This is a genomic window from Nocardioides sp. 31GB23 (genome assembly GCF_040012395.1).
Classification (GTDB): domain Bacteria; phylum Actinomycetota; class Actinomycetes; order Propionibacteriales; family Nocardioidaceae; genus Nocardioides; species Nocardioides salarius.
In genome coordinates, this window is record NZ_JBDYKJ010000008.1 from 65,497 (window position 1) to 87,274 (window position 21,778).

Sequence of the window (21,778 nt, forward strand, 5' to 3'; positions counted from 1 at the left end):
CATGGCCGACTCGCACCCCACCCCAGCCGCCTTCGAGGACCTCCTCGAGGCCAACCGCAGCTTCGCCGACTCCTTCGAGTACGCCGGCTTCGACGGCATCGCCAGGGCCGGCGTGGCGATCGTGACCTGCATGGACTCGCGCATCGACCCGCTGGGCATGCTCGGGCTCTCCGCCGGTGACGCCAAGATCTTCCGCAACCCCGGCGGCCGGGTCACCGAGGCGGCGCTCGAGGCGCTCGTCCTCGGCGCCCACCTGCTCAACGTGCAGCGGGTCCTCGTGATCCCGCACACCCGCTGCGCCATGGCCAGCGCCACCGAGGCCGAGCTGCACGAGCGGGTCACGGCCTCGGCCGGCACCGACTCCACCTGGCAGCCCTTCCACGTGGTCGCCGACCAGCTCGCCGCGCTGGCCGACGACGTGGCCAAGGTGCGCACGCACCCGCTGGTGCCCGACAGCGTCTCCGTGGGCGGGTTCGTCTACGACGTCGACACCGGTCTGCTGACCCAGCACGCGTGACGGCACCCAGCAGGGCTCAGCAGCCGCGCCGCGGCACCCCGGGCACGTCGACGGGCAGCCGCCCGGGAGCGCGCTCGCGCCCGGTGAGCACGTCGACGAGCGCCGACATGGCGCCCGGGGTCTCGCCGTACGTCGCGATGCGCACGGGCGCGCTCGACCCCCCGAGCAGGTAGGGCCGGTCGGTGGCGACCACGACGCCGGTGTCGGGCGCGGCACCGCCGCCCAGCAGGTGCACCGGTGTGCCGTCGACCACGCGTACCGGCTCGGTGCGCCGCCAGCGGCGCAGCGCGGCGCGGTCCTTCTTCCTCCGCCCCGTGCGCTCGGGGCGCGGCGGCTTCTCGTAGCGCACCTGGCCCAGGGCCAGCCCGGCCGACCGGGCCGCGGCCCGGAACGCCTGCACCGCCGTGGCGTCGCCCAGCGGCACCACCGGCCCCCGCACGAGCGGCCCGCGGCAGGGACCGGCGGCGACGGTGACGGCGGCCGCCGAGAGCCGCCGCGAGGCCGCCCGGCCGCTGCCGGGCGGGGCCGGGTCGCCCGAGGCGTGGTGCTCGAGGAGCGCGATGGTGCGCGCGGCGGCCTGGCGCAGTCGGGTGCGGCCCAGGCGGCCGTCGCGCACGGCCCGCACGATCGCGGTGCGGGTCGCGGCCGGGTCGGGCGGCATCAGCACCACGTCGGAGCCGGCGCGCAGCACCTGCACCGCCGGCGTACGCCGCCCGCTCACCGCGCCCATGTCGAGCGCGTCGCTCATCACCACGCCGTCGAAGCCGAGCCGTTGGCGCAGCAGCCCGGTCACCACCGGCCGCGAGAGGCTGGCCGGCACCCCGGGATCGACGTCGGCGACGGCGATGTGGCCGGTCATCACCGCCGGCAGCCCGGCCTCGACCGCGGCCCGGAAGGGCCGTAGGTCCGTGCGGGAGAGGGCGGGCAGCGGGCGCCGCTGCACCGGCAGGGCGAGGTGGCTGTCGGTGCCCAGCGAGCCGTGGCCGGGGAAGTGCTTGACGACCGGCACGACGCCGGCGTCGCGGAAGCCGCGGGCGGCGGCCACCACGTGGCGGGCCACGGCGGCGGGGTCGGAGCCGGCCGAGCGGCTGCCGATGACGGGGTCGGCGGGGCCGGTGGTGACGTCGGCGTCGGGGGCCAGGTCGACGTTGACGCCCAGGCCGCGCAGCTCGCGGCCGCTGGCGGCGTAGGTGCGCCGGGTCAGGGCCGGCCGGGCGGCCGCGCCGGCCGACATGAACGCGGGGAAGCCGGTGGCCGAGCCGCGCACCCGCGCGACGGTGCCGCCCTCCTGGTCGACGGCCACCATGACCGGCCAGTCCCGTCCGGCGTCGCGCTGCAGTGCCCGGGTGGCGCGGCGCAGCTGGTCGGTGGAGGAGATGTTGTCGGCGAAGGCGACCACGCCGCCCAGGTGCAGGCGCCGCACCAGCGCCGTCGGCGCCCCGGTGCCGTCCCAGCGCGCGACGATCACCTGCCCGGCCAGCTGCGGCAGGCTCATCCGCTGCGTACGCCGCGCCGCGAGGTCGAGCTCGGCGCGGCTCGGACCCCACCCGGGGCGCAGGCCCAGCCGCTCCGAGGCGCTGGGCGGGTCGGGCGCGTCCGTGCTGGCCAGGTCACCGCTGGGCTCCGGTGCTCCCCCGGGCCCACCCGTGCAGCCCGACACGAGCACGCCCAGCGCGAGCAGCGCGGCGATCCCGCGGCGGCGCGGGGAGGGGGAGGCGGGCACGCCCTCCATCGTCCCAGGCCGGCGGTGAGGACGACACTCAGGCGTCGAGCGCCTCGACGTCGACGTCGTAGGCGCCCTGCACGATGAACTCCTTGCGGGGCGCGACGTCGGAGCCCATCAGCAGCTCGAAGACCTGGGTGGCCACGTCGGCGTCGTCGACGGTGATGCGGCGCAGGGTGCGCCGGCGCGGGTCCATGGTGGTCTCGGCCAGCTGGTCGGCGTCCATCTCGCCGAGGCCCTTGTAGCGCTGCACCGGGTCCTTCCAGCGCACGTTCTTCTTCTTCAGCTCGGCGAGCTTTCGCTGCAGCTCGTCGTCGGAGTAGGTGTAGACGTACTTGTCCATCCCCTTCTTGGGGTTGGACAGCTCGATGCGGTGCAGCGGGGGCACGGCGGAGTAGACGCGCCCCTCGGTGATGAGCTCGGGCATGTACTTGAAGAACAGCGTGGCCAGCAGGCAGCGGATGTGGGCGCCGTCGGAGTCGGCGTCGGCCATGAAGATGATCCGGCCGTAGCGGCGGGCGTCGAGCTCGAAGGTGCGGCCCGACCCGGCGCCGACGACCTGGATGATCGAGGCGCACTCGGCGTTCTTGAGCATGTCGCCGACCGAGGCCTTCTGGACGTTGAGGATCTTGCCGCGGATCGGCAGCAGCGCCTGGAAGGAGGAGTCGCGGGCCAGCTTGGCGGTGCCGAGCGCGGAGTCGCCCTCGACGATGAACAGCTCGGTGCGCTCGTTGTCGTTGTCGCGGCAGTCGGCCAGCTTGGACGGCAGCGCCGAGGACTCCAGGGCGTTCTTGCGGCGCTGGGTCTCCTTGTGCTGGCGCGCGGCCAGGCGGGTCTTGGCGGCGCCCACGACCTTCTCCATCACGAGCTTGGCCTGGGCCTTCTGCTCGCGCTTGGAGGACGTCAGCCACTCTTTCAGCTCGCGCGCCACGACCTTGCGCACGACGGTGCGCGCGGCCGGCGTACCGAGGATCTCCTTGGTCTGGCCCTCGAACTGCGGCTCGGCCAGGCGCACCGTGACGACCCCGGTGAGGCCCTCGAGCACGTCGTCCTTGACCACGTCGGCGTCGTTGACCTTCAGCGCCTTGCTCTGGCGCATCACGTCGTTGAAGGTCTTGGTCAGCGCCTGCTCGAAGCCGCTGAGGTGGGTGCCGCCCTTGGGGGTGGCGATCACGTTGACGAAGGAGCGCATCTCGGTGTCGTAGCCGGTGCCCCAGCGGATCGCGACGTCGACGACCAGCTCGCGCTCGATCTCCTGGGGCGTCATGTGGCCCTTGTCGTCGAGCAGCGGCACGGTCTCGGTGAAGGTGTCGCTGCCCTGCAGCCGCAGCACCGAGGTCACGGCCTCGTCGGGGGCCAGGAACTCGGTGAACTCCGAGATGCCGCCGTCGTGGCGGAAGCTCTCCTCGACCGGCTCCTCGCCGCGCAGGTCGCGCAGCACGAGCTCGAGCCCAGGCACGATGAAGGAGGTCTGGCGCGCCCGGGTGACCAGCTCGTCGTAGACGAAGGTGGCGTCCTTGGTGAAGATCTGGCGGTCGGGCCAGAACCGGATGCGGGTGCCGGAGCGGCCCTTGGCCACCCGCCCTCCCTTGCGGGTCAGGCCCGAGCGGGGCTCGAAGGACCCGCCGAGGCCCTCGCCCTCGAAGACGCCGGGCACGCCGCGCTGGAAGGACAGGCCCTGCGCCGCGGGCGAACGCTCCACGTCGATGTCCATGCGCGAGGAGAGCGCGTTGACGACCGAGAGGCCCACGCCGTGCAGACCACCCGTGGCGACGTACGAGCCGCCGCCGAACTTGCCGCCCGCGTGCAGCTTGGTGGCCACCACCTCGACACCGGGCAGCCCGGTCTTGGGCTCCTTGTCGGTGGGGATGCCGCGACCGTCGTCGTGGACCTCCACCGAGCCATCGGGGTGCAGCACGACCTCGACGCGGGTGGCGGACTCGGCCAGCGCCTCGTCGACACCGTTGTCGATGATCTCCCACAGGCAGTGCATCAGCCCGCGGGTGTCGGTCGAGCCGATGTACATGCCGGGACGCTTGCGCACCGCCTCGAGCCCCTCGAGGACGAGGAGGTGGGCGGCGTTGTAGGTGTTGTCGGCGATCGTGGGGCTCCTGGCAGGACGTGCGTACGGCGGGTGCGCACCGCGACCCATCCGGGTGCGGGTGCTGCTCCGAATCTAGGTCACGACACGCCGGTGCCCCGCACAGGCTCGCCCACGGGGGCACCGCTAGCGTGGAGAGACCCAGCACGAGGGCCGGCCACGTCACGATGTGGAAACGATCGGAACGGGAAACGTGAGATGACCCCGCTCCCCTCGCCCCGACCCGCACACTGGGAGAGCACGGACAGGCGCTCTCACCCCGATGGTCGGGTTGAGACGCTCACAACAGGGGAATCAGATGATCGCGGGAATCTTGGGTCCCCTCGCTACGTTGAGCCAAGCACCGAGTGATCGAAGAAATGAGGCCGATGTGACCACCACAGTTGCCCCCAGCGCCCCGCTGACCGCAGCGGACCGCTGCGACCGTTGCGGAGCCCAGGCCTACCTCCGCGTGGAGCTGCAGAGCGGCGGCGAGCTGCTCTTCTGCGCCCACCACGCCCGCGAGCACGGCGACAAGCTCAAGGAGGTCGCGTCCAACGTCATCGACGAGACGCACAAGCTGACCTCCGACTCCCCGATGGCCGCCAAGGCCCCCGAGACGGAGTGACGCCACTCCCCTAGCGCTTGATCAGCAGGCCCCCGGACCTCGGTCCGGGGGCCTGCTGCGTTGTTGCCGGGTCCTTCTCTTGCCGGGAACGCAGCAGCGCCCGGGAGCCAGGCTCCCGGGCGCTGCGTGTCGTGCTGTCCTGCTCAGTCGAGGTAGTCGCGCAGCACCTGTGAGCGCGAGGGGTGGCGCAGCTTCGACATCGTCTTCGACTCGATCTGGCGGATCCGCTCACGGGTCACGCCGTAGACCTTGCCGATCTCGTCGAGGGTCTTGGGCTGGCCGTCGGTGAGGCCGAATCGCATGCTGACCACGCCGGCCTCGCGCTCCGAGAGCGTGTCGAGCACGGCGTGCAGCTGCTCCTGCAGCAGCGTGAACGAGACGGCGTCGGCGGGCACGATGGCCTCGGAGTCCTCGATGAGGTCACCGAACTCCGAGTCGCCGTCCTCACCCAGGGGCGTGTGCAGCGAGATCGGCTCACGGCCGTACTTCTGGACCTCGATGACCTTCTCGGGGGTCATGTCGAGCTCCTTGGCGAGCTCTTCGGGGGTGGGCTCGCGCCCGAGGTCCTGCAGCATCTGGCGCTGCACCCGGGCGAGCTTGTTGATGACCTCGACCATGTGCACCGGGATCCGGATGGTGCGGGCCTGGTCGGCCATCGCGCGGGTGATCGCCTGGCGGATCCACCAGGTGGCGTAGGTCGAGAACTTGTAGCCCTTGGTGTAGTCGAACTTCTCGACCGCGCGGATCAGGCCGAGGTTCCCCTCCTGGATCAGGTCCAGGAAGAGCATGCCGCGACCGGTGTAGCGCTTGGCCAGCGACACCACGAGACGCAGGTTGGCCTCGAGCAGGTGGTTCTTGGCGCGGCGCCCGTCCTCGGAGATCCACTCCAGCTCCTCGAGGAGCTTGGGGCCGATGCGGCCGCCCTTGGCCATCTTCTCCTCCGAGAAGAGGCCCGCCTCGATGCGCTTGGCGAGCTCGACCTCCATCTCGGCGTTGAGGAGCGGGACCTTGCCGATCTGCTTGAGGTAGTCCTTGACCGGGTCGGCGGTCGCGCCGGCGACCATGACCTGCTGCTCCGGCTCGCCGGAGTCGTCGGCGTCGGAGACGACGAAGGACGCGTCCTTCTCGTCCTCCTTGATCGTCGGGTCGTTCTTGACGTCCTTCTCGAACTGCTCGTCCGGGACGTCGGGCAGGATCTTCTTGCCGTCGGGGCCCACGGTCGGCACGGCCTCGACGACCGCCTCGACGGTGTCGACCGGCTCGGCGTCGGCGCCGGCGGTGTTGGCGGCGGCGGTGGTCTTCTTCGCCGCCGCCTTCTTCGCCGGTGCGGCGGTCTTCGCCGGAGCCGCCTTCTTGGCGGGCGCCTTCTTGGCGGCGCTGGCGGTCGTGGTCTTGCGCGTGGAGGTCGCGGCCACGGCGCGGGCACTGCTGGCCGCGCCGATGTGCACCGAGATCCCCAGTCCGCTCAGGTGGGCGAGCAGCGCCTTGAGGTGCTTGGGCTCGATCGCCGCTTCCTCGCTGGCCCGCCGCACCTCCTCAGGCGTCAGGCTCCCCGTGGGGGTGCCGTGCTCGATCAGGGCCACCACGGACGGGTGGGCGAGCACCTCGGTCGGGATCTTGCGTGCGTTCGAGGACACGAACACCTCTCGTGTGCTGACGTGTGGGCGCGGCAAGGCCCGGAGTCGTCAAGAGCCGCGATGAACATTCTGCCACGGGGGTGGTGGTCGGCCAGCATCAGGGCGGTCCGCCCCCTCAGCCGTGCCTCAGCCCACCCTCAGGCTGCGCTCAGGATCCTAGCGAGGATCCGGTCGCGGACCAGGCCGTGGATCAGCTCGGTCCCGAGGCCTGCTTCGCGGCGGCCTTCTTCTGCTTCTTGAAGTCGCGCACCTTCTGCAGCGAGGCGGTGTCGACGACGTCGGCCACCGAGCGGTAGCCCTCCTGGGAGTAGTCCCCGACCACGGCGTCCCAGCCCTCGGGGCGCACGTCGAGCTGCTTGGCGACCAGCGCCACGAAGATCTGCGCCTTCTGCTTGCCGAAGCCCGGCAGGGCCATCACCCGCTTGAGCAGGTCCTTGCCGTCCGTGGCCTCGAGCCACAGCCGCTCGGCGTGCCCGTCGTACTCGTCGGTGACGATGCGGGCCAGGTCCTGCAGCCGGGCCGCCATCGAGCCCGGGAAGCGGTGGATCGCCGGCGGGGTCGCGCACAGCGACGCGAACTCCTCGGGGTCGGCGGCCGCGATCCGCGCCGGCTCGAGGCTGCCGAAACGCTCCAGCACCTTCGCGGGGCCGCGGAAGGCGTGCTCCATCGGGTACTGCTGGTCGAGCATCATGCCCACGAGCAGCGCGAACGGGTCGTCGGTGAGCACCTGGTCGGCGGCGTCGTCGCCGGTGATGTGGATCGCCATGCGCCCATCCTCCACCACCGGCGCCAGCCCATCGAGGGGCTCCGGGTGTCGACGAGATGCCCGAGGTGTCGCCTGCGCACCTGCTCGGCGGCCCTGCGCGCCGCGGAGGCCGCGATCAGGGCCTGGTGCCGAACCCAGGCACTCGCCGGCCGTGCGGGTCAGGGGCCGGGGTCCCCTCGGGAGGGGTCGAAGAGCCCTGGTGGAGCGGGCCCGGTCGCCGTCCCATGGAGCAGGCAGGGCCGGACCCCGGCCCGTCGTCCATCGCGGAAGGAACCAGCGGCATGACCGATCCCCCCGACGCACGCGACGCTCCCCCGCCGGTCTCGACGTCGCCCACCCGCACCAGCCGTCCGGTCCCACTCGTGATCGGTGTCCTGCTGGCCCTCGTCGGCCTGCCGCTCCTGCTGGCCGGGGCCGGACTGGGGTGGGCGCTCGCGACCCAGCGCGACGACGACGGCTTCTTCTCGACCACCACCGAGCAGATCAGCACCGAGACGGTGGCCCTGACGAGCCCGGTGCTCGACCTGGGAGCCGCCGGACCCGACGGCCGGTGGACCGAGCGGGACATCGTGACGCTGCGGCTGAGGGCCACGAGCGGCGGCTCGCCCGTCTTCGTGGGCATCGGCCCGAGCGAGGAGGTGGAGCGCTACCTCGCCGCGGCGTCGTACGACGAGATCGGCGACCTGGTCACCGACCCGTTCGACTACACGCTGACCCGCCGGGGCTCCGGCGGGTCCCTGCCGACGCCCCCTTCCGAGCAGGACTTCTGGAGCGACCGGAGCATCGGCTCCGGCACCCAGACACTGACCTGGGACGTGCGCCCCGGCAACTGGACCGCGGTGGTGATGAACGGCGACGGGTCACCAGGTCTCAGCACCGGGCTGAGCGCCGGCGGCCGGGTCGACATGCTGGCGCCGCTCGCCTGGGTGCTCGGGGCACTCGGCCTGCTGCTGATCCTCGGCGGCGCACTCCTGGTGGTCCACGGCGCTCACGCACCCTCCGCAGCCGACCAGCAGCGCCCGGACCCCGTCCCCGCACCCACGTCAGGGGTGATCGCCGGCGCCGACCAGGCGGTGCCGTCGCCCGTCACCATCTCCGGCCACCAGGACCAGGACCTGAGCCGCTGGCTGTGGCTGGTGAAGTGGCTGCTGGCGATCCCTCACTTCATCGTGCTCGCCCTGCTGTGGCCGGCCTTGGTGGTGCTCACCGTCGTCGCGTTCTTCGCCATCCTCGTCACCGGCCGCTACCCCCGAGGCCTGTTCGACTTCAACGTCGGGGTGCTGCGCTGGACCTGGCGGGTGCAGTTCTACTGCACCAACGCGATCGGCACCGACCGCTACCCGCCGTTCACCCTCGACCACGCCGACTACCCCGCCGACCTCGACGTCGCCCACCCCGAACGGCTCTCGCGGGGCCTGGTGCTGGTCAAGTGGTGGCTCCTGGCCATCCCGCACCTGGTCGTGCTGGCCGTGCTGGCGGGCACCTGGACCCTGGACGACGACCTCCAGCCCATCGTCGGCGGCCTCATCGGCGCGCTCACCTTGGCCGCCGGACTCCTCCTGCTCTTCACCGGCAGCTACCCGGCACCGCTGTTCGACCTGCTCGTCGGCCTGAACCGATGGGTCTACCGCGTCGTCGCCTATGTCGCCCTCATGACCGACACCTATCCTCCGTTCCGGCTCGACCAGGGGCCTGTCGACCCGTCGCCCGCACGCCCGCCGGAGCCGCCGCAACCGGGAGCCGAGGGCGAGCGGGCCCAGCAGCGGCGCCAGTCGGTGTGAGGACGTGCTGGGCCGCGGCGGCGTACCAGCTGCTCCTCACCCGGGTGCGTGTGTGACCGGGGCGGTGGACGGGTAGCCCAGCGGCATGGAGAAGCAAGAGATCCGCGCCGCGGCCGGAGGCGCAGCAGTGGTCGGTGTGGCGTTCGGCATGGCCCGCTACGCCTACGGCCTCACGCTGCCCGACATGCAGGCCGAGTTCGACCTGTCGGAGCAGCTCTCGGGGCTGGTGGCCAGCGCCACCTTCGTCGGCTACCTGATCGGCCTGCTCGGGGTCCCCGTGCTCGTGGCCCGGCGCGGGCCTCGCGCCCCCACGTCCGTCGGAGGGGTCTGCGGCGCACTGGGCTGCGCCATGGTGGCGCTCTCGCCGAACGCGGCGGTGCTGGCCACCGGAGCCGTGCTGGCGGGCAGTGCGGCGGGCTGGGTGTGGGCGCCGTACTCCGACGTGCTCCGCGCCGTGGCCGACCCTCGGCACCGGCCCACGCTGCTGGCCGTGGTCACCACCGGCACCGGGGTCGGCCTCGTGGGGCTGGGGGCGCTGGGCCTCCTGGCGCCCCTCGTCTCGTGGCGGCTGACCTGGGCAGGCATCGCCGTGGCCGCCGCGGTCGCCGCCACCCTCAACCTGCGTCTGGTCCCCGCGCTGCCCCCGCCCGAGCGGCAGGAGGGCGGCCAGCGACTGCACCTGGGACGGCTGCTGGGACGGCTGCTGGTCCCGCTCCTGTACACCGTGACGTACTTCGTGGCGATCACCGTCTACTTCACCTACGCCAGCGACGCGGCCGAGGAGGCCGGACTGGCCGACTGGGCGCCGGCGCTGGTCTTCGCCCTGATCGGGCTCGGGGGGCTGGTGGCCTTCTGGACCGGGCGGATGACCGCCGCCCTGGGCCCCGCCGGTGTGGGAGCCGCCAGCCTCGGGGTGGTCGGTCTCGCCCTGGGCGGCTTGGGGCTGGCCTCCGGTGCGCCGCTGGTGCTCGGCTCCGCCGTGGTGCTCGGCGCCGGATTCATGGTCGGGTCGTCGGTGCTGGCCATCTGGACCGCGCACGTCGAGCCCGAGCGCCCCGGCACCGCCTTCACCGTCGCCCTCGTCGTGGGGGCGGTGACCTCGATCGTGACGCCCGCGGTCACCGGCTCGCTGGTGCCCAGCGCCGGGCTGGGCACGGTGCTGGTCTCCTCCGGCGCCGTGGCCGTGGTCAGCGCGGTGGCACTCGCCGCCGGCCTGCCCGTGGGAGCGGCCGTGCGGAGGACACGGGCCCGCACGACCTAGTCTGCTGGCATGCACCCCCAACTCTCCTCCAGCACCCCGTCCCGCGAGGAGGTCGTGGGCCGCGGCATCGACTGGCTGGCCCGCTGGACCGTGCGCTGGCTCCTCGTCGCGCTCGGCGCGGTCGCCCTGGGCTGGCTGGTCGGCAAGGGCTGGTCGATCGTGCTGCCCGTCGTGCTGGCCCTGATCCTGACGACCGTGCTGCAGCCGCCGGCCCGGTGGCTCGAGCGCCGGTGGCGGCTGCCGGCGGCCGCCGCGGCGCTGACGGTCATCCTCGTCGGGCTGGGCCTGGTCACCGCCCTGGGCGTGACGATCGCACCCTCCGTCGGCGAGCAGGCCGTCGAGCTGGCCGACTCCGCCTCGCTCGGGCTCGCCGAGGTGGAGCGGCTGGTCGCCGACAGCTCGCTGCAGATCACCCAGACCCAGGTCGAGACCTTCGTCGAGGCCGCGCAGGACCGTCTGCAGTCCAGTGCCAGCAGCATCGCCTCGGGAGTCCTGGTCGGTGTCGGCGCGGTGACCTCGGCGCTGATCACCTTCGTCCTGACGCTCGTCCTGTCGTTCTTCTTCATCAAGGACGGCCGCCGGTTCCTGCCCTGGCTGCACCAGCTCACCGGTGAGCGCGCCGGGCCGCACCTCGTGGAGGTCGGTTCGCGGGCCTGGGCGACCCTGGGCGGCTTCGTGCGCACCCAGGCCCTCGTGGGTCTCATCGACGCCGTCCTCATCGGCATCGGCCTGCTCGTCGTGGGCGTGCCGCTGGCAGTGCCACTGGCGGTGCTCACCTTCATCGCCGCCTTCGCCCCCATCGTGGGTGCCGTCACCGTCGGGGCGCTCGCCGTGCTGGTGGCGCTCGTGGCCAACGGCTGGGTCTCCGCGCTGATCGTGCTGGCCATCGTGCTGGGCGTCCAGCAGCTCGAGGGCAACGTCCTGCTGCCGTGGCTGCAGGGCCGCAGCCTGCGCCTGCACGCCGGGGTCGTGCTCCTCACGATCGTGCTGGGCTCGACCCTCTACGGCGTGGCCGGGGCCTTCCTGGGCGTGCCCGCGGTGGCCGTGCTCGCCGTGGTGGTGCGCTACCTCGACGACCAGGTGCGCGAGCGCACCGGCGAGCCGACCAAGGAGCAGCCCGACCACCCCGCCGCCGAGGTCGACCCCGAGGACGACGAGCAGGACGCCTCGGCGACCGACGAGCAGGACCGGGTCTGACGGCGCCCGGCGCAGCACGACGCCCGCCCCCGCAGCGCGCGGGAGCGGGCGTCGTACGTCGTGGGGTGGCGGGTCAGGCCAGTGCGGCGGCCACCGCGTCGTAGTCGGGCTCCTGGGCGATCTCGGGGACCAGCTCGGTGTGCAGCACGGTGCCGTCGCGGTCGATGACGACGACCGAGCGGGCCAGCAGGCCCTCGAACTTGCCGTCGACGAGGGTGACGCCGAAGTCCTGGCCGAAGGTGGAGCGGAAGGCCGAGGCCGCCACGACCGACTCGATGCCCTCGGCGCCGCAGAAGCGGGCCTGGGCGAACGGCAGGTCCTCCGAGACGCAGATGACCTGGGTGTCGGCCAGTCCGGCGGCCAGCTCGTTGAACGCGCGCACGCTGGCGGCGCAGACGCCGGTGTCGACGCTGGGGAAGATGTTGAGCACGGTGCGCTGGTCGGTGGGGCGCGTGACCTCGGTGGTCAGGTCGGTGCCGACGAGGCGGAAGTCGGGAGCGGGGCTGCCGGTGGCGGGGAGGTCACCCACGAGCGTGACGGGGGTGCCTCCGAGTGCGGTGGTGGTCATGCGGACGTTCTACCACCGCGCCGCACACCCACCGCGCAGGTGTCCGCGATCGTCGATCAGGCCTTGACAGCCAGCACCGGGCAGGAGGCGTCCAGCAGGATGCGCTGCGCGTTGGAGCCCAGGATCAGCTTGCCGACCGGCGAGCGGCGGCGCAGCCCGATGACCAGCAGCTCAGCATCGCTGTCGGCGGCCAGCCCGATCAGGTCCTCGGCGGGCTCGAAGCCGCGCACCAGCTGGCGCAGCTCGAAGTCGACTCCGGTGCCCTCGAGCTCGGCGCGCACCTCGTCGAGCTCGACCTGGGCCTTGCCCGCGGCCTGGGTGTCGTACTCCTGGCCACCGCGGTGCGAGGAGACCACGACCAGCCGCAGCCCGCGCAGCTTCGACTCCTCGATCCCCCGCGCCAGCGCGGCGCGCCCCTCCGGCTTGTTGACGTACCCGACCACGACGGTGCCCATCGTTTCCTCCTCGGCTCGCTTGCGCTCGGTCGCGTCGACCGTGCTCTGGGCACGCTAACCGATCGCGGCTCACCCCGGACGGCTGTGGAGGAGCACTGCGGGCCACGGCCAGGACGGGCAGGCTGGGCGGGTGCACCCACCACCCGACAGCGAGGGCCTGCACGAGCCGCTGCCGCGCCCCCTCGAACGCACCCTGCGCCTGGCGGTGCTCGGCCACGTCGAGGCAGAGCGGCGCCGCCGCCACCCCACCGTCGTGCACGTGGGTCGTCCGGGTGGCGGCGAGGTGGTCTTCGCCTGCGCCGCCGGCGACCCCGACGACCTCGGGGTGCGCACCGACGTGCTGCTGGCCCTGCTGTCGCGGGTCGACCACCCGGAGCCGCTGGTCTGGATCACCCGACCCGGCGACCTCGAGACCCAGGACGACGACGCCTGCTGGTTGGCAGCCACCCGCGCGGCCGCGGGCGAGCTGGACCGCCCGGTCGAGCTGGTGCTGGTCGGGCGGCACGGGTGGCGCGACCCGAGGTCGGGCCTCTCGCGCAGCTGGAAGCGGCTGCGCGCACGCTCGGGCTAGTCCCAGGTGTGCACGGGCTCGTTGGTGTGCATCCGCTCGCGGTACTCCAGCACCGTGGCCCGCAGGGCGTCGTAGCGGTCCTCGCCGCGGCGGCGGCGCATCCGCTCCACGAACCACTCGGCTCCGTTGACGCCGGTGAGGCAGCGCTGCTCGATGATCCCGAGCAGCCGGTCGCGCACGTCGGCCTCGACGCCCCACGACTCCAGCCCCTCGTGCGCCATCGGCAGCAGCCGGCGCAGCACCAGCTCGGTGGCCGGCACCTGGCCGACCCCGGGCCAGTAGATCTGCGCGTCGATGCCCTGCTGCGCGGCGACGTGCAGGTTCTCCTCCGCGGCGCTGAAGGACATCTGCGACCACAGCGGGCGCGGCGAGTCGACCAGGGCCCGCACCAGCCCGTAGTAGAAGGCGGCGTTGGCGACCGTGTCGACCACCGTCGGACCGGCGGCCAGCAGCCGGTTCTCGACCCGCAGGTGCGGCACGTCGTCGACCACGTCGTAGACCGGCCGGTTCCACCGGTAGACGGTGCCGTTGTGCAGCCGCAGCTCGGCGAGGGCCGGGGTGCCGCCCGACTCCAGCACCTCGAGCGGGTCCTCGTCCTCGGTGACCGGCAGCAGGGCCGGGAAGTAGCGCACGTTCTCCTCGAACAGGTCGAAGACCGAGGTGATCCAGCGCTCCCCGAACCACACCCGCGGCCGGACGCCCTGGGCCTTCAGCTCCTCGCTGCGGGTCTCGGTGGCCTGCTCGAAGAGCGGGATCCGCGTCTCGCGCCACAGCTCGCGCCCCAGCAGGTACGGCGAGTTGGCGGCCACCGCCAGCTGGGGGGCGGCGATCGCCTGCGAGGCGTTCCAGTAGGCCGCGAACTGGTCGGGCGAGGTCTGCACGTGGAACTGGGTGCTGGTGCAGGCGGCCTCGGGCACGATCGAGTCGGCGGTGGTCTCGAGGGTCTCGGCACCCGAGATCGAGATCGCGATGTCCTCGCCGCGCGCGTCGAGGATCTGGTCGCTGAGCAGGGCGTAGCGGGGGTTGGCGCTGAGCGTCTGCCGGGTCATGTGCCCGTCGGCCAGCGTGGGCAGGATGCCGATCATCAGCAGGTGGGCGCCGACCTCGGAGGCCTTGGCCTCGGCGTCGTCGAGGTCGCGCCGCAGCTCGTCCTCGAACTGGGTCAGCCCGCCCTCGCGCAGCCGGGCCGGCGGCACGTTGATCTCGATGTTGTACTGGCCGAGCTCGGTCTGGAAGTCGGGGTCGGCGATCCGCTCGAGCACGTCGGCGTTCTTCAGCGCCGGGTCGCCGCGCTCGTCGATGAGGTTGAGCTCGACCTCGAGACCGGTCATCGGGTCGTCGGTGTCGAAGGCCGCCTCGCGCAGCATGCGCGCGAACACGTCGAGGCAGCGCCGCACCTTGGCGCGGTGCCGCGTGCGGTCCGCGCGGCTGAACTCCTGAGCCTCGACCTCTTCACCCATGCCCCGACCCTAGGCCCACCCGCGCCCCGGAGGGACCCCCCTCAGGCGGGCCGCCCGGCGCCGGCCCACGCGTGCGGCGGCACCGCGCGCTCGAGGAGCTGGGCCACGTAGCCGCCCAGGATGTGGTCGGGGTCGACGGACAGGCACCGGTCGAGGGCGCACCAGGCCAGGGCCCCGCTGCCGGAGAGCCAGGCCGCGAAGCCGAGCACCGCCGCCGCCCCGGGCAGCCACTCGTCGGGGGTGCGTCGCACCACGTCGGACCAGAGCACCACGTGCCGGTCGGCGTCCTGCCTGGTCATCATCAGCCACGCGACGTCGCGCACGACCGGGTCGGCCACCGCGCGCACCAGCCCGGCCACCTCGTGGGGGCCGGGGACGCTGCCGGTGGCCAGGCAGGAGAGCAGCAGCGTGGAGACCTCGTCGGCGGTCAGGGCTGGCCGGTGGTCCAGCGCCCGGGCCACGTCGGCGCGTCCGCGCCCGTCGGGGTCGAGGGTCGCGGCGAGGTCGGCCCGCGAGCGGCGGGTCACGTGGCCGTCGAGCACGGCCTGGACCCGCACCGGGTGGGCGCTGACGTCGTACGCCGTGCCCTCGCCGGGACCGGTCGCCGGCCAGTGCCGCTCCCCGTCGGCGCGGATCGCGCGCAGCACCGTGATCCCCGCGGCGCTGAACGCGTCGACGAGGCAGCGGGCGCTGCGCCGCGCCCGCTCGGCCTCGTCGGAGTAGACGACCAGCAGCACCCCGGAGACGTGGTGGCGCACCGCCGGCTCGACCAGCAGCCCCGCGAGCTCGGCGACCCGGGCGTCGCTCGCGTCGGCCGGGGGGAGGTCGAGCCGCGCGTGGAACTGGTGCTCGGCGCCGAACGTCAGCATCACCACGCAGTCCTCGGGCTCGAAGCCGAGCAGCACCGGCACCACGGCCAGGACGTCGGCGGGGTCACGGGCCACGAAGCCGTGCGGAGGGGCTGACGGGGAAGGCATCTCTGGGAACGTCATGGCCCGAGGCTGCCCCCGCCTCCGGGTCACGGTCGGGCCCCGCGCCACGGCTGGGGAGGAGCCACGCCGGGGCCCCGCCTGTGCACGGCCGGTGGCGCGGCGCGGGTAGCGTGCCGGGGTGCGCTCCCAGGCCTCGGTCCTCCACCTGGACCTCGACGCCTTCTTCGCCGCGGTCGAGCAGCGGGACAAGCCCTCGCTGCGCGGCAAGCCCGTGGTCGTCGGCGGGGTCGGCGGGCGCGGGGTGGTCGCCACGGCGTCGTACGAGGCGCGGGTGCACGGGGTCCGCTCGGCGATGTCGACCCGCGAGGCCCGCTCGCGCTGCCCGCACGCGGCGTTCCTGTCGGGCCGCTTCCACGCCTACCGCGAGGCCAGCCGGGTGGTGATGGGCCTGCTGCGCGAGGTCTCTCCCCTGGTCGAGCCGCTCTCGCTCGACGAGGCCTTCGTCGACCTCGAGCGCGCCGACCTGCCCGACCTCGAGGTGGCGACGGTCACCGACTTCGCCCAGGACCTGCGCCGGCGGGTGCACGAGGCGACCGACGGGCTCACCGCGTCGGTGGGCCTGGCGACCAGCAAGCTGGTGGCCAAGATCGCCAGCGACCTCGACAAGCCCGACGGGCTGGTCGTGGTCGCACCCGGCACCGAGCAGGAGCTGCTGCGCCCGATGCGGGCCACGATCATCCCCGGGGTCGGCCCGGCGACGGCCGAGCGGCTGCGCCGCGCCGGGATCGTGACGGTGGCCGACCTCGAGGCCGCCGGGCTCGACGAGCTGGTGCGCCTGCTGGGCCGGGCCCACGGCGGCGGGCTGCACCAGATGGCGCGCGGGCGCGACGACCGGGCCGTGGTGGCCGAGCGGGAGGCCAAGTCGGTCAGCGTCGAGGGCACCTACGACACCGACCTGTCCGACCTGCGTCTGATCGAGGGGCTGCTGGCGCGCCAGGCCGGCGAGGTCGCGACCCGGTTGCGGGCGGCCGGGCTGTCGGGGCGCACGGTGAGCATCAAGGTGCGCTTCCACGACTTCACCACGCTGAGCCGCTCGACGACGCTGGCCTCCCCCACCGACCACGGCCCGACGGTCGCGCGCAGCGCCCGTGCCCTGCTGGCCGAGCTGGTGGCCGGCCCCGACACCGGGCCCCAGGTCCGCGCCGGGGTCCGGCTGCTCGGCGTGGGCGTCTCGGGGCTGGCCGACTGGGTGCAGGAGGACCTCTTCGCCGACGACGCCGACGACGAGACCGAGGACGAGGAGCTGCCCGAGCCGCCGCGCGCCCGGCACCTCGGGGCCTGGGCGCCCGGGATGGACGTCGAGCACGCCGAGCTCGGTCGCGGCTGGGTGTGGGGAGCCGGGCGCGGGGTGGTGACCGTGCGCTTCGAGACCCGCGAGACGCCGGCCGGGCCGGTGCGCTCCTTCCCCGACGACGACCCCGCCCTGACACCGTGGTCGCCCACGGAGCCCGACGAGGACGAGCCCGTCAGCGGGCCCGCGTGAAGCGCACCGGGTCCCCCGGTCGCAGCTGCGCGCACTGCCACAGGTCCCCCGGGTCGACCACGGCCACCACGGGGTAGCCGCCGGTGGGCGGGTGGTCGGCCAGGAACACCACGGGCCGCCCGCTGGGCGGCACCTGCACCGAGCCCAGCACCATCCCCTCGCTCGGCAGCTCGCCCGCGTCCGCGTGCGTGAGCGGCGGCCCGTCGAGGCGCAGCCCGACCCGGTCCGCCTCCGCCCCGACGACGTACGCCGTCGCGCACAGCTCTGCGAGCGCCTGCGGGCCGAGGCGCTCGAGCCGTGGGCCGGGGTGCACCCGCAGCACGCCGGTGGGGGTGCCCCGCGGCGGGACCGCGGGCGCCTCGACCGGCGCGGGCGGCCCGGCCGGCGGCCCCAGGCCCAGCCGCTGGCCGGGTGCCAGGACCGGCGGGCCGACCCCGGCGAGGGTGTCGGTCGAGCGCGAGCCGAGGACGGGGGCGACGTCGATCCCGCCGGCGACGGCGACGTAGCTGCGCACGCCGGCCCGTGGGGCGCCCAGGCGCAGCACGGCTCCGGCGGGCAGGCGCTCGGCGCGGCCCGGGGCAGCGGGCCGGCGCCCCACCACCACCGGTGCGGGAGCACCCGTGACGGCGACCCACGTGTCGGCGGTGGCCCGGACCTCGAGCCCGCCGAGCACCACCTCGAGCAGCGCGGCCCCGGGCGGGTTGCCGACCAGCCGGTTGGCGAGGTCGGCGGCCGGCCGGTCGAGCGCACCGGCGCGGGGCACACCCAGGTGGGCCAGCCCGGGGCGGCCCTGGTCCTGCACCGTGCACAGCGGCCCCGTGGCCAGCACCTCGAGGGCGCGGACGCTCACGGCGCCTCCGCGGCGACGAAGCGCACCCGGGTGCCGGGCGCGAGCAGTGCCGGCGGGTCGCGGTCGACGTCCCAGAGCGAGGCGCTGGTGCGGCCCAGCAGCCGCCACCCGCCCGGCGAGGCGGTGGGGTAGACGCCGCACCAGGTGTCGGCGAGCGCGACCGAGCCGGGGGGCACCCGGGTCCGTGGCGTGCCCAGCCGCGGCACCGCCCACTGCGCAGGCAGCCCGGAGAGGTAGGCGAACCCGGGAGCGAAGCCGCAGAAGACGCTGACCAGCTCGAGGCCGGTGTGGCGGGCCATGGCCTCCTCGCGCGAGACGCCCCACAGGTCGGCCACGTCGTCGAGGTCGGGACCGTCGTAGACCACCGCCAGCTCGACGACGGGACCGCCGCCCGCCGGTCGCCGGTCACCACCCGCGATCGGCTGGCCGCGCCAGCCCGCGAGCAGCGCGCGGGTGGGGCCGACGTCGGCCGGGTCCAGGCCGTCGAGCAGCACCGTGCGAGCCGCGGGCACCACGTCGGCGGCCGCCACCCCGCGCTCGCGCAGCCAGGTCGCCAGGGCGAGCGCGGCGGCCGCGTCGTCGACCTCGGCCAGCAGGGCGGTGGGCCCGAAGGCGCGCACGTGCACGGGGTCAGCCGCGCTCGAAGGCTCCATGCTCACAGCCCGCGCAGGGTCCAACCGTCGGCCTCGAGCGCGGCGCGCACCGCGCGGGCGTGCTCGACCGCGCCGGGGCTGTCGCCGTGCACGCAGAGGGAGGCGAGACCGGCCACGCCACCGGGCGGCTCGCGCAGCAGCCGCAGCGCCTGGTCGGCCACGGTGCCGACGCCCTCGAGCAGCGCACCCGGCTCACCCCTCGGCACCAGGCGCCCGCTGGCGTCGTACCCGCGGTCGGGGAAGCCCTCGTGCCGCACCTCGCGACCCAGCCCCGCCGCCAGGTCCAGCAGCACGCCGGGCATCCCGAGCACCGGCAGGCCTCCGGAGCCCTCGAGCACGGCGCGCGCCTGCTCGGGGTCGGTGGTGGTGCGGTGGTAGAGCGCGCCGTGCGGCTTGAGGTAGCGCACCGACGTGCCCGCCGACTGCGCGATCTCGACCAGCGTGCCGACCTGGTCGGCCACCTGCTCGCGCAGCGTGCCGGCGGCGACGTCGAGCGGACGCCGGCCGAAGTGCTCACGGTCGGCGTAGGAGACCTGCGCACCGATCGAGACGCCCAGCCGGGCCGCCTCCTCGCAGACCGCGCGCATGATCGCGACCGAGCCGGCGTGGTAGCCGCAGGCGAGGTTCGCGGAGGTCACCACGCCCAGCAACCCGGCGTCGTCGGTGACCTCCTCGCCGAGGTCGGCGTTCAGGTCGACGTACCGCATGTGCGGACGTTATCGCCCCGCCTCTAGGTTGGCAGCCATGTCCTCCTCCACGTCCCCGCACCCGCCCGTGGCTCCCCCGGTGGCGCCGCGGCGTCCCACGCAGCGCGAGCTCCACGGTCGCACCCGCCACGACGACTACGAGTGGCTGCGCGAGAAGGACTCCCCCGAGGTGCGCGCGCACCTGGAGGCCGAGAACGCCTGGACCGAGGCCCGCACCGCCCACCTGGCCGACCTGCGCACCCGGATCTTCGAGGAGATCAGGGCCCGCACCCGCGAGACCGACCTGTCGGTGCCGACGCGCAACCGCGACCACTGGTACTACGGACGCTCCTTCGAGGGCCGCGAGTACGGCGCGACCTGCCGCGTGCCGGTCGCCGGGCCCGACGACTGGACCCCGCCGACCCCCGCCGAGGACTGCGCCCCCGACCAGCCCGCGCTGCCGGGCGAGGAGGTGCTGCTCGACCTCGACGCGCTGGCCGAGGGCCACGAGTTCTTCTCCCTGGGCGGTGCCAGCATCAGCCCCGACGCCACCCTGCTGGCCTACAGCGTCGACGTGGTCGGCGACGAGCGCTACACCGCGCGCATCAAGGACCTGGCCAGCGGCGAGCTGCTGCCCGACGTCATCGAGGGCGTCATCCACGGCACCACGTGGGACCGCGCCGGCGAGAACCTCTACTACGCCACGGTCGACGAGTCGTGGCGCGCCGACAAGGTCTGGCGCCACCGGCTCGGCACCGAGCAGTCGCAGGACGAGCTGGTGCACCACGAGGAGGACGGACGCTTCTTCGTCGGCGTCGGCCGCACCCGCTCCGACCGCTTCCTGGTCATCGCCTCGGGCAGCAAGACCACCTCGGAGTACCGCTTCCTCGACGCCGACGCCCCCGAGGCCGGCTGGCAGGTCTTCGCGGAGCGGGTCGAGGACGTGGAGTACTCCCTCGAGCACGCGGTGCTCGCCGGCGAGGACCGCTTCCTGGTCCTGCACAACGCCACCGGTCCCGACTTCGAGATCGCCAGCGCCCCCGTCTCCCCCACCCCCGCAGCCGGCTGGGAGCCGCTGGTGGCCCACGACCCGGCCGTGCGCCTGGAGGAGGTCGACGCCTTCGCCGGCCACCTGGTGGTGCACCAGCGCAGCCACGGCCTGACCCAGCTGCGGATCATCGAGCTGGGCCCCGACGGTGTCGGCGACGACTACCTGGTGCCCTTCGACGCGCCTGTCTACACCGTCGGCGCGGGCGGCAACCTGACCTTCGACCAGCCCACGGTCCGCCTGGGCTTCACCTCGATGGCGGTGCCCTCCTCGGTCTACGACTACGACGTGCGCAGCCGCGGGCTGACGCTGCTGCGGCGCGCCCCCGTGCTCGGCGGCTACGACCCCGACGACTACGAGGAGCACCGTCTGTGGGCCACCGCCGACGACGGCGAGCAGGTGCCGATCTCGATCGTGGCCCGGCGCGGCTCGCGCGAGGACGACGGCGGCGGCACCCGCCCGGTCCCCACGCTGCTCTACGGCTACGGCTCCTACGAGGCCTCGATCGACCCCTACTTCTCGATCGCGCGCCTCTCGCTGCTCGACCGGGGCGCGGCCTTCGCCATCGCCCACGTGCGCGGCGGCGGCGAGATGGGCCGGCGCTGGTACGACGACGGCAAGATGGCCAAGAAGCAGAACACCTTCTCCGACTTCGTCGCCTGCGCGCGCCACCTCGTCGCGACCGGGTGGTCGCGCCCCGAGACGCTCGTCGCCGAGGGCGGCAGCGCCGGCGGGATGCTAATGGGAGCGGTGGCCAACCAGGCCCCCGAGATGTTCACCGGGATCGTGGCGCAGGTGCCGTTCGTCGACGCCCTCACCACGATGCTCGACGCCAGCCTGCCGCTGACGGTCACCGAGTACGACGAGTGGGGCAACCCCGAGGCCGACCCCGAGGTCTACGACTACATGGCCTCCTACGCGCCGTACGACAACGTCACCGAGCAGGACTACCCGGCGATCCTGGCCGAGACCTCGCTCAACGACACCCGGGTGCTCTACGTGGAGCCGGCCAAGTGGGTGGCCCGGCTGCGCGCCACCGCCCCCGACCACCGGCCCGACGTGCTGCTGCGCACCGAGATGTCGGCGGGGCACGGCGGCGTGTCGGGCCGCTACAAGGCGTGGCACGACCGGGCCTTCGCGCTCGCGTGGATGCTCGACCGGATGGGCCTGGCCGACTCCTGAGTGCCGGGGAGCCCCGGGAGGTGACGTGTCCCACCCTGGCGGGTGAGAGGCATCCGGCTCGGGCGGGGCACCGAACAACCAGTGAGGATGCGAGGCCCTGAGAAGTCCCTGAGAGTTGGTCGACGATGCAACTCCGGGGTCGGGCCGGACGTCCTTGATGGTGAAGGCTCCATGGCGGAACGGGAATCCGGGCCACTGCAGGAGCGTTGGACACGACGTGGGAGCGCGAGAGCGACCACG

Annotated in this window: 19 protein-coding genes; 8 read left to right on the forward strand and 11 right to left on the reverse strand. The window is 73.9% G+C overall.

Going from position 1 to position 21,778, the window contains the following annotated elements:
* Window position 1: 1 nt before the first annotated feature.
* Entirely contained in the window at window positions 2-517 is a 516-nt protein-coding gene (locus tag ABKW28_RS04000; RefSeq protein ID WP_348606526.1) for a carbonic anhydrase, read from the forward strand.
* Between the two features lie 16 nt (window positions 518-533).
* Here ABKW28_RS04000 and ABKW28_RS04005 read toward each other — a convergent pair whose 3' ends face one another.
* Window positions 534-2,240: a glycoside hydrolase family 3 N-terminal domain-containing protein gene (locus tag ABKW28_RS04005; RefSeq protein ID WP_348606528.1), complete on the reverse strand. Its 1,707-nt coding sequence runs from the start codon at window positions 2,238-2,240 to the stop codon at window positions 534-536.
* Between the two features lie 37 nt (window positions 2,241-2,277).
* The gene (locus ABKW28_RS04010; RefSeq protein WP_193670308.1) at window positions 2,278-4,392 is read right to left on the reverse strand and encodes a DNA topoisomerase IV subunit B; all 2,115 of its coding nucleotides are present in this window, start codon (window positions 4,390-4,392) and stop codon (window positions 2,278-2,280) included.
* 319 nt (window positions 4,393-4,711) lie between these two features.
* Between ABKW28_RS04010 and ABKW28_RS04015 the strand changes: the two genes are divergently transcribed.
* Window positions 4,712-4,948, forward strand: coding sequence for a hypothetical protein (locus tag ABKW28_RS04015; RefSeq protein WP_193670307.1), 237 nt, complete (start codon window positions 4,712-4,714; stop codon window positions 4,946-4,948).
* Between the two features lie 143 nt (window positions 4,949-5,091).
* On the opposite strand, the gene ABKW28_RS04020 is transcribed toward ABKW28_RS04015, so the two are convergent.
* Both ABKW28_RS04020 and ABKW28_RS04025 read right to left on the reverse strand, forming a co-directional pair.
* Window positions 5,092-6,591: an RNA polymerase sigma factor gene (locus ABKW28_RS04020; protein WP_307823123.1), complete on the reverse strand. Its 1,500-nt coding sequence runs from the start codon at window positions 6,589-6,591 to the stop codon at window positions 5,092-5,094.
* Between the two features lie 184 nt (window positions 6,592-6,775).
* Window positions 6,776-7,351: an HhH-GPD-type base excision DNA repair protein gene (locus ABKW28_RS04025; protein WP_348606529.1), complete on the reverse strand. Its 576-nt coding sequence runs from the start codon at window positions 7,349-7,351 to the stop codon at window positions 6,776-6,778.
* A 281-nt stretch (window positions 7,352-7,632) separates the two neighbouring features.
* On the opposite strand from ABKW28_RS04025, the gene ABKW28_RS04030 reads away from it, so the two are divergent.
* From ABKW28_RS04030 to ABKW28_RS04040, 3 genes are all read left to right on the forward strand, one after another.
* Window positions 7,633-9,132 (forward strand): DUF4389 domain-containing protein, encoded by a 1,500-nt coding sequence (locus tag ABKW28_RS04030; protein WP_348606531.1) that lies wholly within the window; start codon window positions 7,633-7,635, stop codon window positions 9,130-9,132.
* Between the two features lie 85 nt (window positions 9,133-9,217).
* The gene (locus tag ABKW28_RS04035) at window positions 9,218-10,393 is read left to right on the forward strand and encodes an MFS transporter (protein ID WP_193670304.1); all 1,176 of its coding nucleotides are present in this window, start codon (window positions 9,218-9,220) and stop codon (window positions 10,391-10,393) included.
* 9 nt (window positions 10,394-10,402) lie between these two features.
* Window positions 10,403-11,590, forward strand: a complete 1,188-nt coding sequence (locus ABKW28_RS04040; protein ID WP_348606533.1) for an AI-2E family transporter — start codon at window positions 10,403-10,405, stop codon at window positions 11,588-11,590.
* Window positions 11,591-11,663: 73 nt separating this feature from the next.
* Here ABKW28_RS04040 and tpx read toward each other — a convergent pair whose 3' ends face one another.
* On the reverse strand, window positions 11,664-12,158 hold the full coding sequence (gene tpx, locus ABKW28_RS04045) for a thiol peroxidase (protein ID WP_193670302.1): 495 nt from the start codon (window positions 12,156-12,158) through the stop codon (window positions 11,664-11,666).
* A gap of 56 nt (window positions 12,159-12,214) precedes the next feature.
* Window positions 12,215-12,613: a universal stress protein gene (locus ABKW28_RS04050; protein WP_193670301.1), complete on the reverse strand. Its 399-nt coding sequence runs from the start codon at window positions 12,611-12,613 to the stop codon at window positions 12,215-12,217.
* Window positions 12,614-12,743: 130 nt separating this feature from the next.
* Between ABKW28_RS04050 and ABKW28_RS04055 the strand changes: the two genes are divergently transcribed.
* Window positions 12,744-13,184, forward strand: a complete 441-nt coding sequence (locus ABKW28_RS04055) for a hypothetical protein (RefSeq protein WP_307823121.1) — start codon at window positions 12,744-12,746, stop codon at window positions 13,182-13,184.
* On the opposite strand, the gene ABKW28_RS04060 is transcribed toward ABKW28_RS04055, so the two are convergent.
* Entirely contained in the window at window positions 13,181-14,644 is a 1,464-nt protein-coding gene (locus tag ABKW28_RS04060) for a glutamate--cysteine ligase (RefSeq protein ID WP_193670300.1), read from the reverse strand. The two genes, ABKW28_RS04055 and ABKW28_RS04060, sit on opposite strands and share 4 nt — an antisense overlap.
* Before the next feature lie 41 nt (window positions 14,645-14,685).
* The gene (locus ABKW28_RS04065) at window positions 14,686-15,636 is read right to left on the reverse strand and encodes a DUF4192 domain-containing protein (RefSeq protein WP_193670299.1); all 951 of its coding nucleotides are present in this window, start codon (window positions 15,634-15,636) and stop codon (window positions 14,686-14,688) included.
* Between the two features lie 118 nt (window positions 15,637-15,754).
* On the opposite strand from ABKW28_RS04065, the gene ABKW28_RS04070 reads away from it, so the two are divergent.
* Complete coding sequence (locus tag ABKW28_RS04070) at window positions 15,755-17,119, forward strand: DNA polymerase IV (protein WP_193670298.1); 1,365 nt, start codon at window positions 15,755-15,757, stop codon at window positions 17,117-17,119.
* On the opposite strand, the gene ABKW28_RS04075 is transcribed toward ABKW28_RS04070, so the two are convergent.
* The 3 genes from ABKW28_RS04075 to ABKW28_RS04085 are packed head-to-tail and all read right to left on the reverse strand — an operon-like array spanning window position 17,103 to window position 19,329.
* On the reverse strand, window positions 17,103-17,969 hold the full coding sequence (locus tag ABKW28_RS04075; protein WP_193670297.1) for a biotin-dependent carboxyltransferase family protein: 867 nt from the start codon (window positions 17,967-17,969) through the stop codon (window positions 17,103-17,105). The genes ABKW28_RS04070 and ABKW28_RS04075 overlap by 17 nt on opposite strands.
* Window positions 17,966-18,622: a carboxyltransferase domain-containing protein gene (locus tag ABKW28_RS04080; RefSeq protein WP_193670296.1), complete on the reverse strand. Its 657-nt coding sequence runs from the start codon at window positions 18,620-18,622 to the stop codon at window positions 17,966-17,968. The genes ABKW28_RS04075 and ABKW28_RS04080 overlap by 4 nt, the downstream gene beginning before the upstream one ends.
* 2 nt (window positions 18,623-18,624) lie before the next feature.
* Window positions 18,625-19,329 carry a 5-oxoprolinase subunit PxpA gene (locus ABKW28_RS04085; RefSeq protein WP_348606535.1) on the reverse strand — a complete coding sequence of 235 codons (705 nt, stop codon included), beginning with the start codon at window positions 19,327-19,329 and terminating at the stop codon, window positions 18,625-18,627.
* 37 nt (window positions 19,330-19,366) lie between these two features.
* On the opposite strand from ABKW28_RS04085, the gene ABKW28_RS04090 reads away from it, so the two are divergent.
* On the forward strand, window positions 19,367-21,538 hold the full coding sequence (locus tag ABKW28_RS04090; RefSeq protein WP_193670294.1) for a S9 family peptidase: 2,172 nt from the start codon (window positions 19,367-19,369) through the stop codon (window positions 21,536-21,538).
* Window positions 21,539-21,778 lie beyond the last annotated feature (240 nt).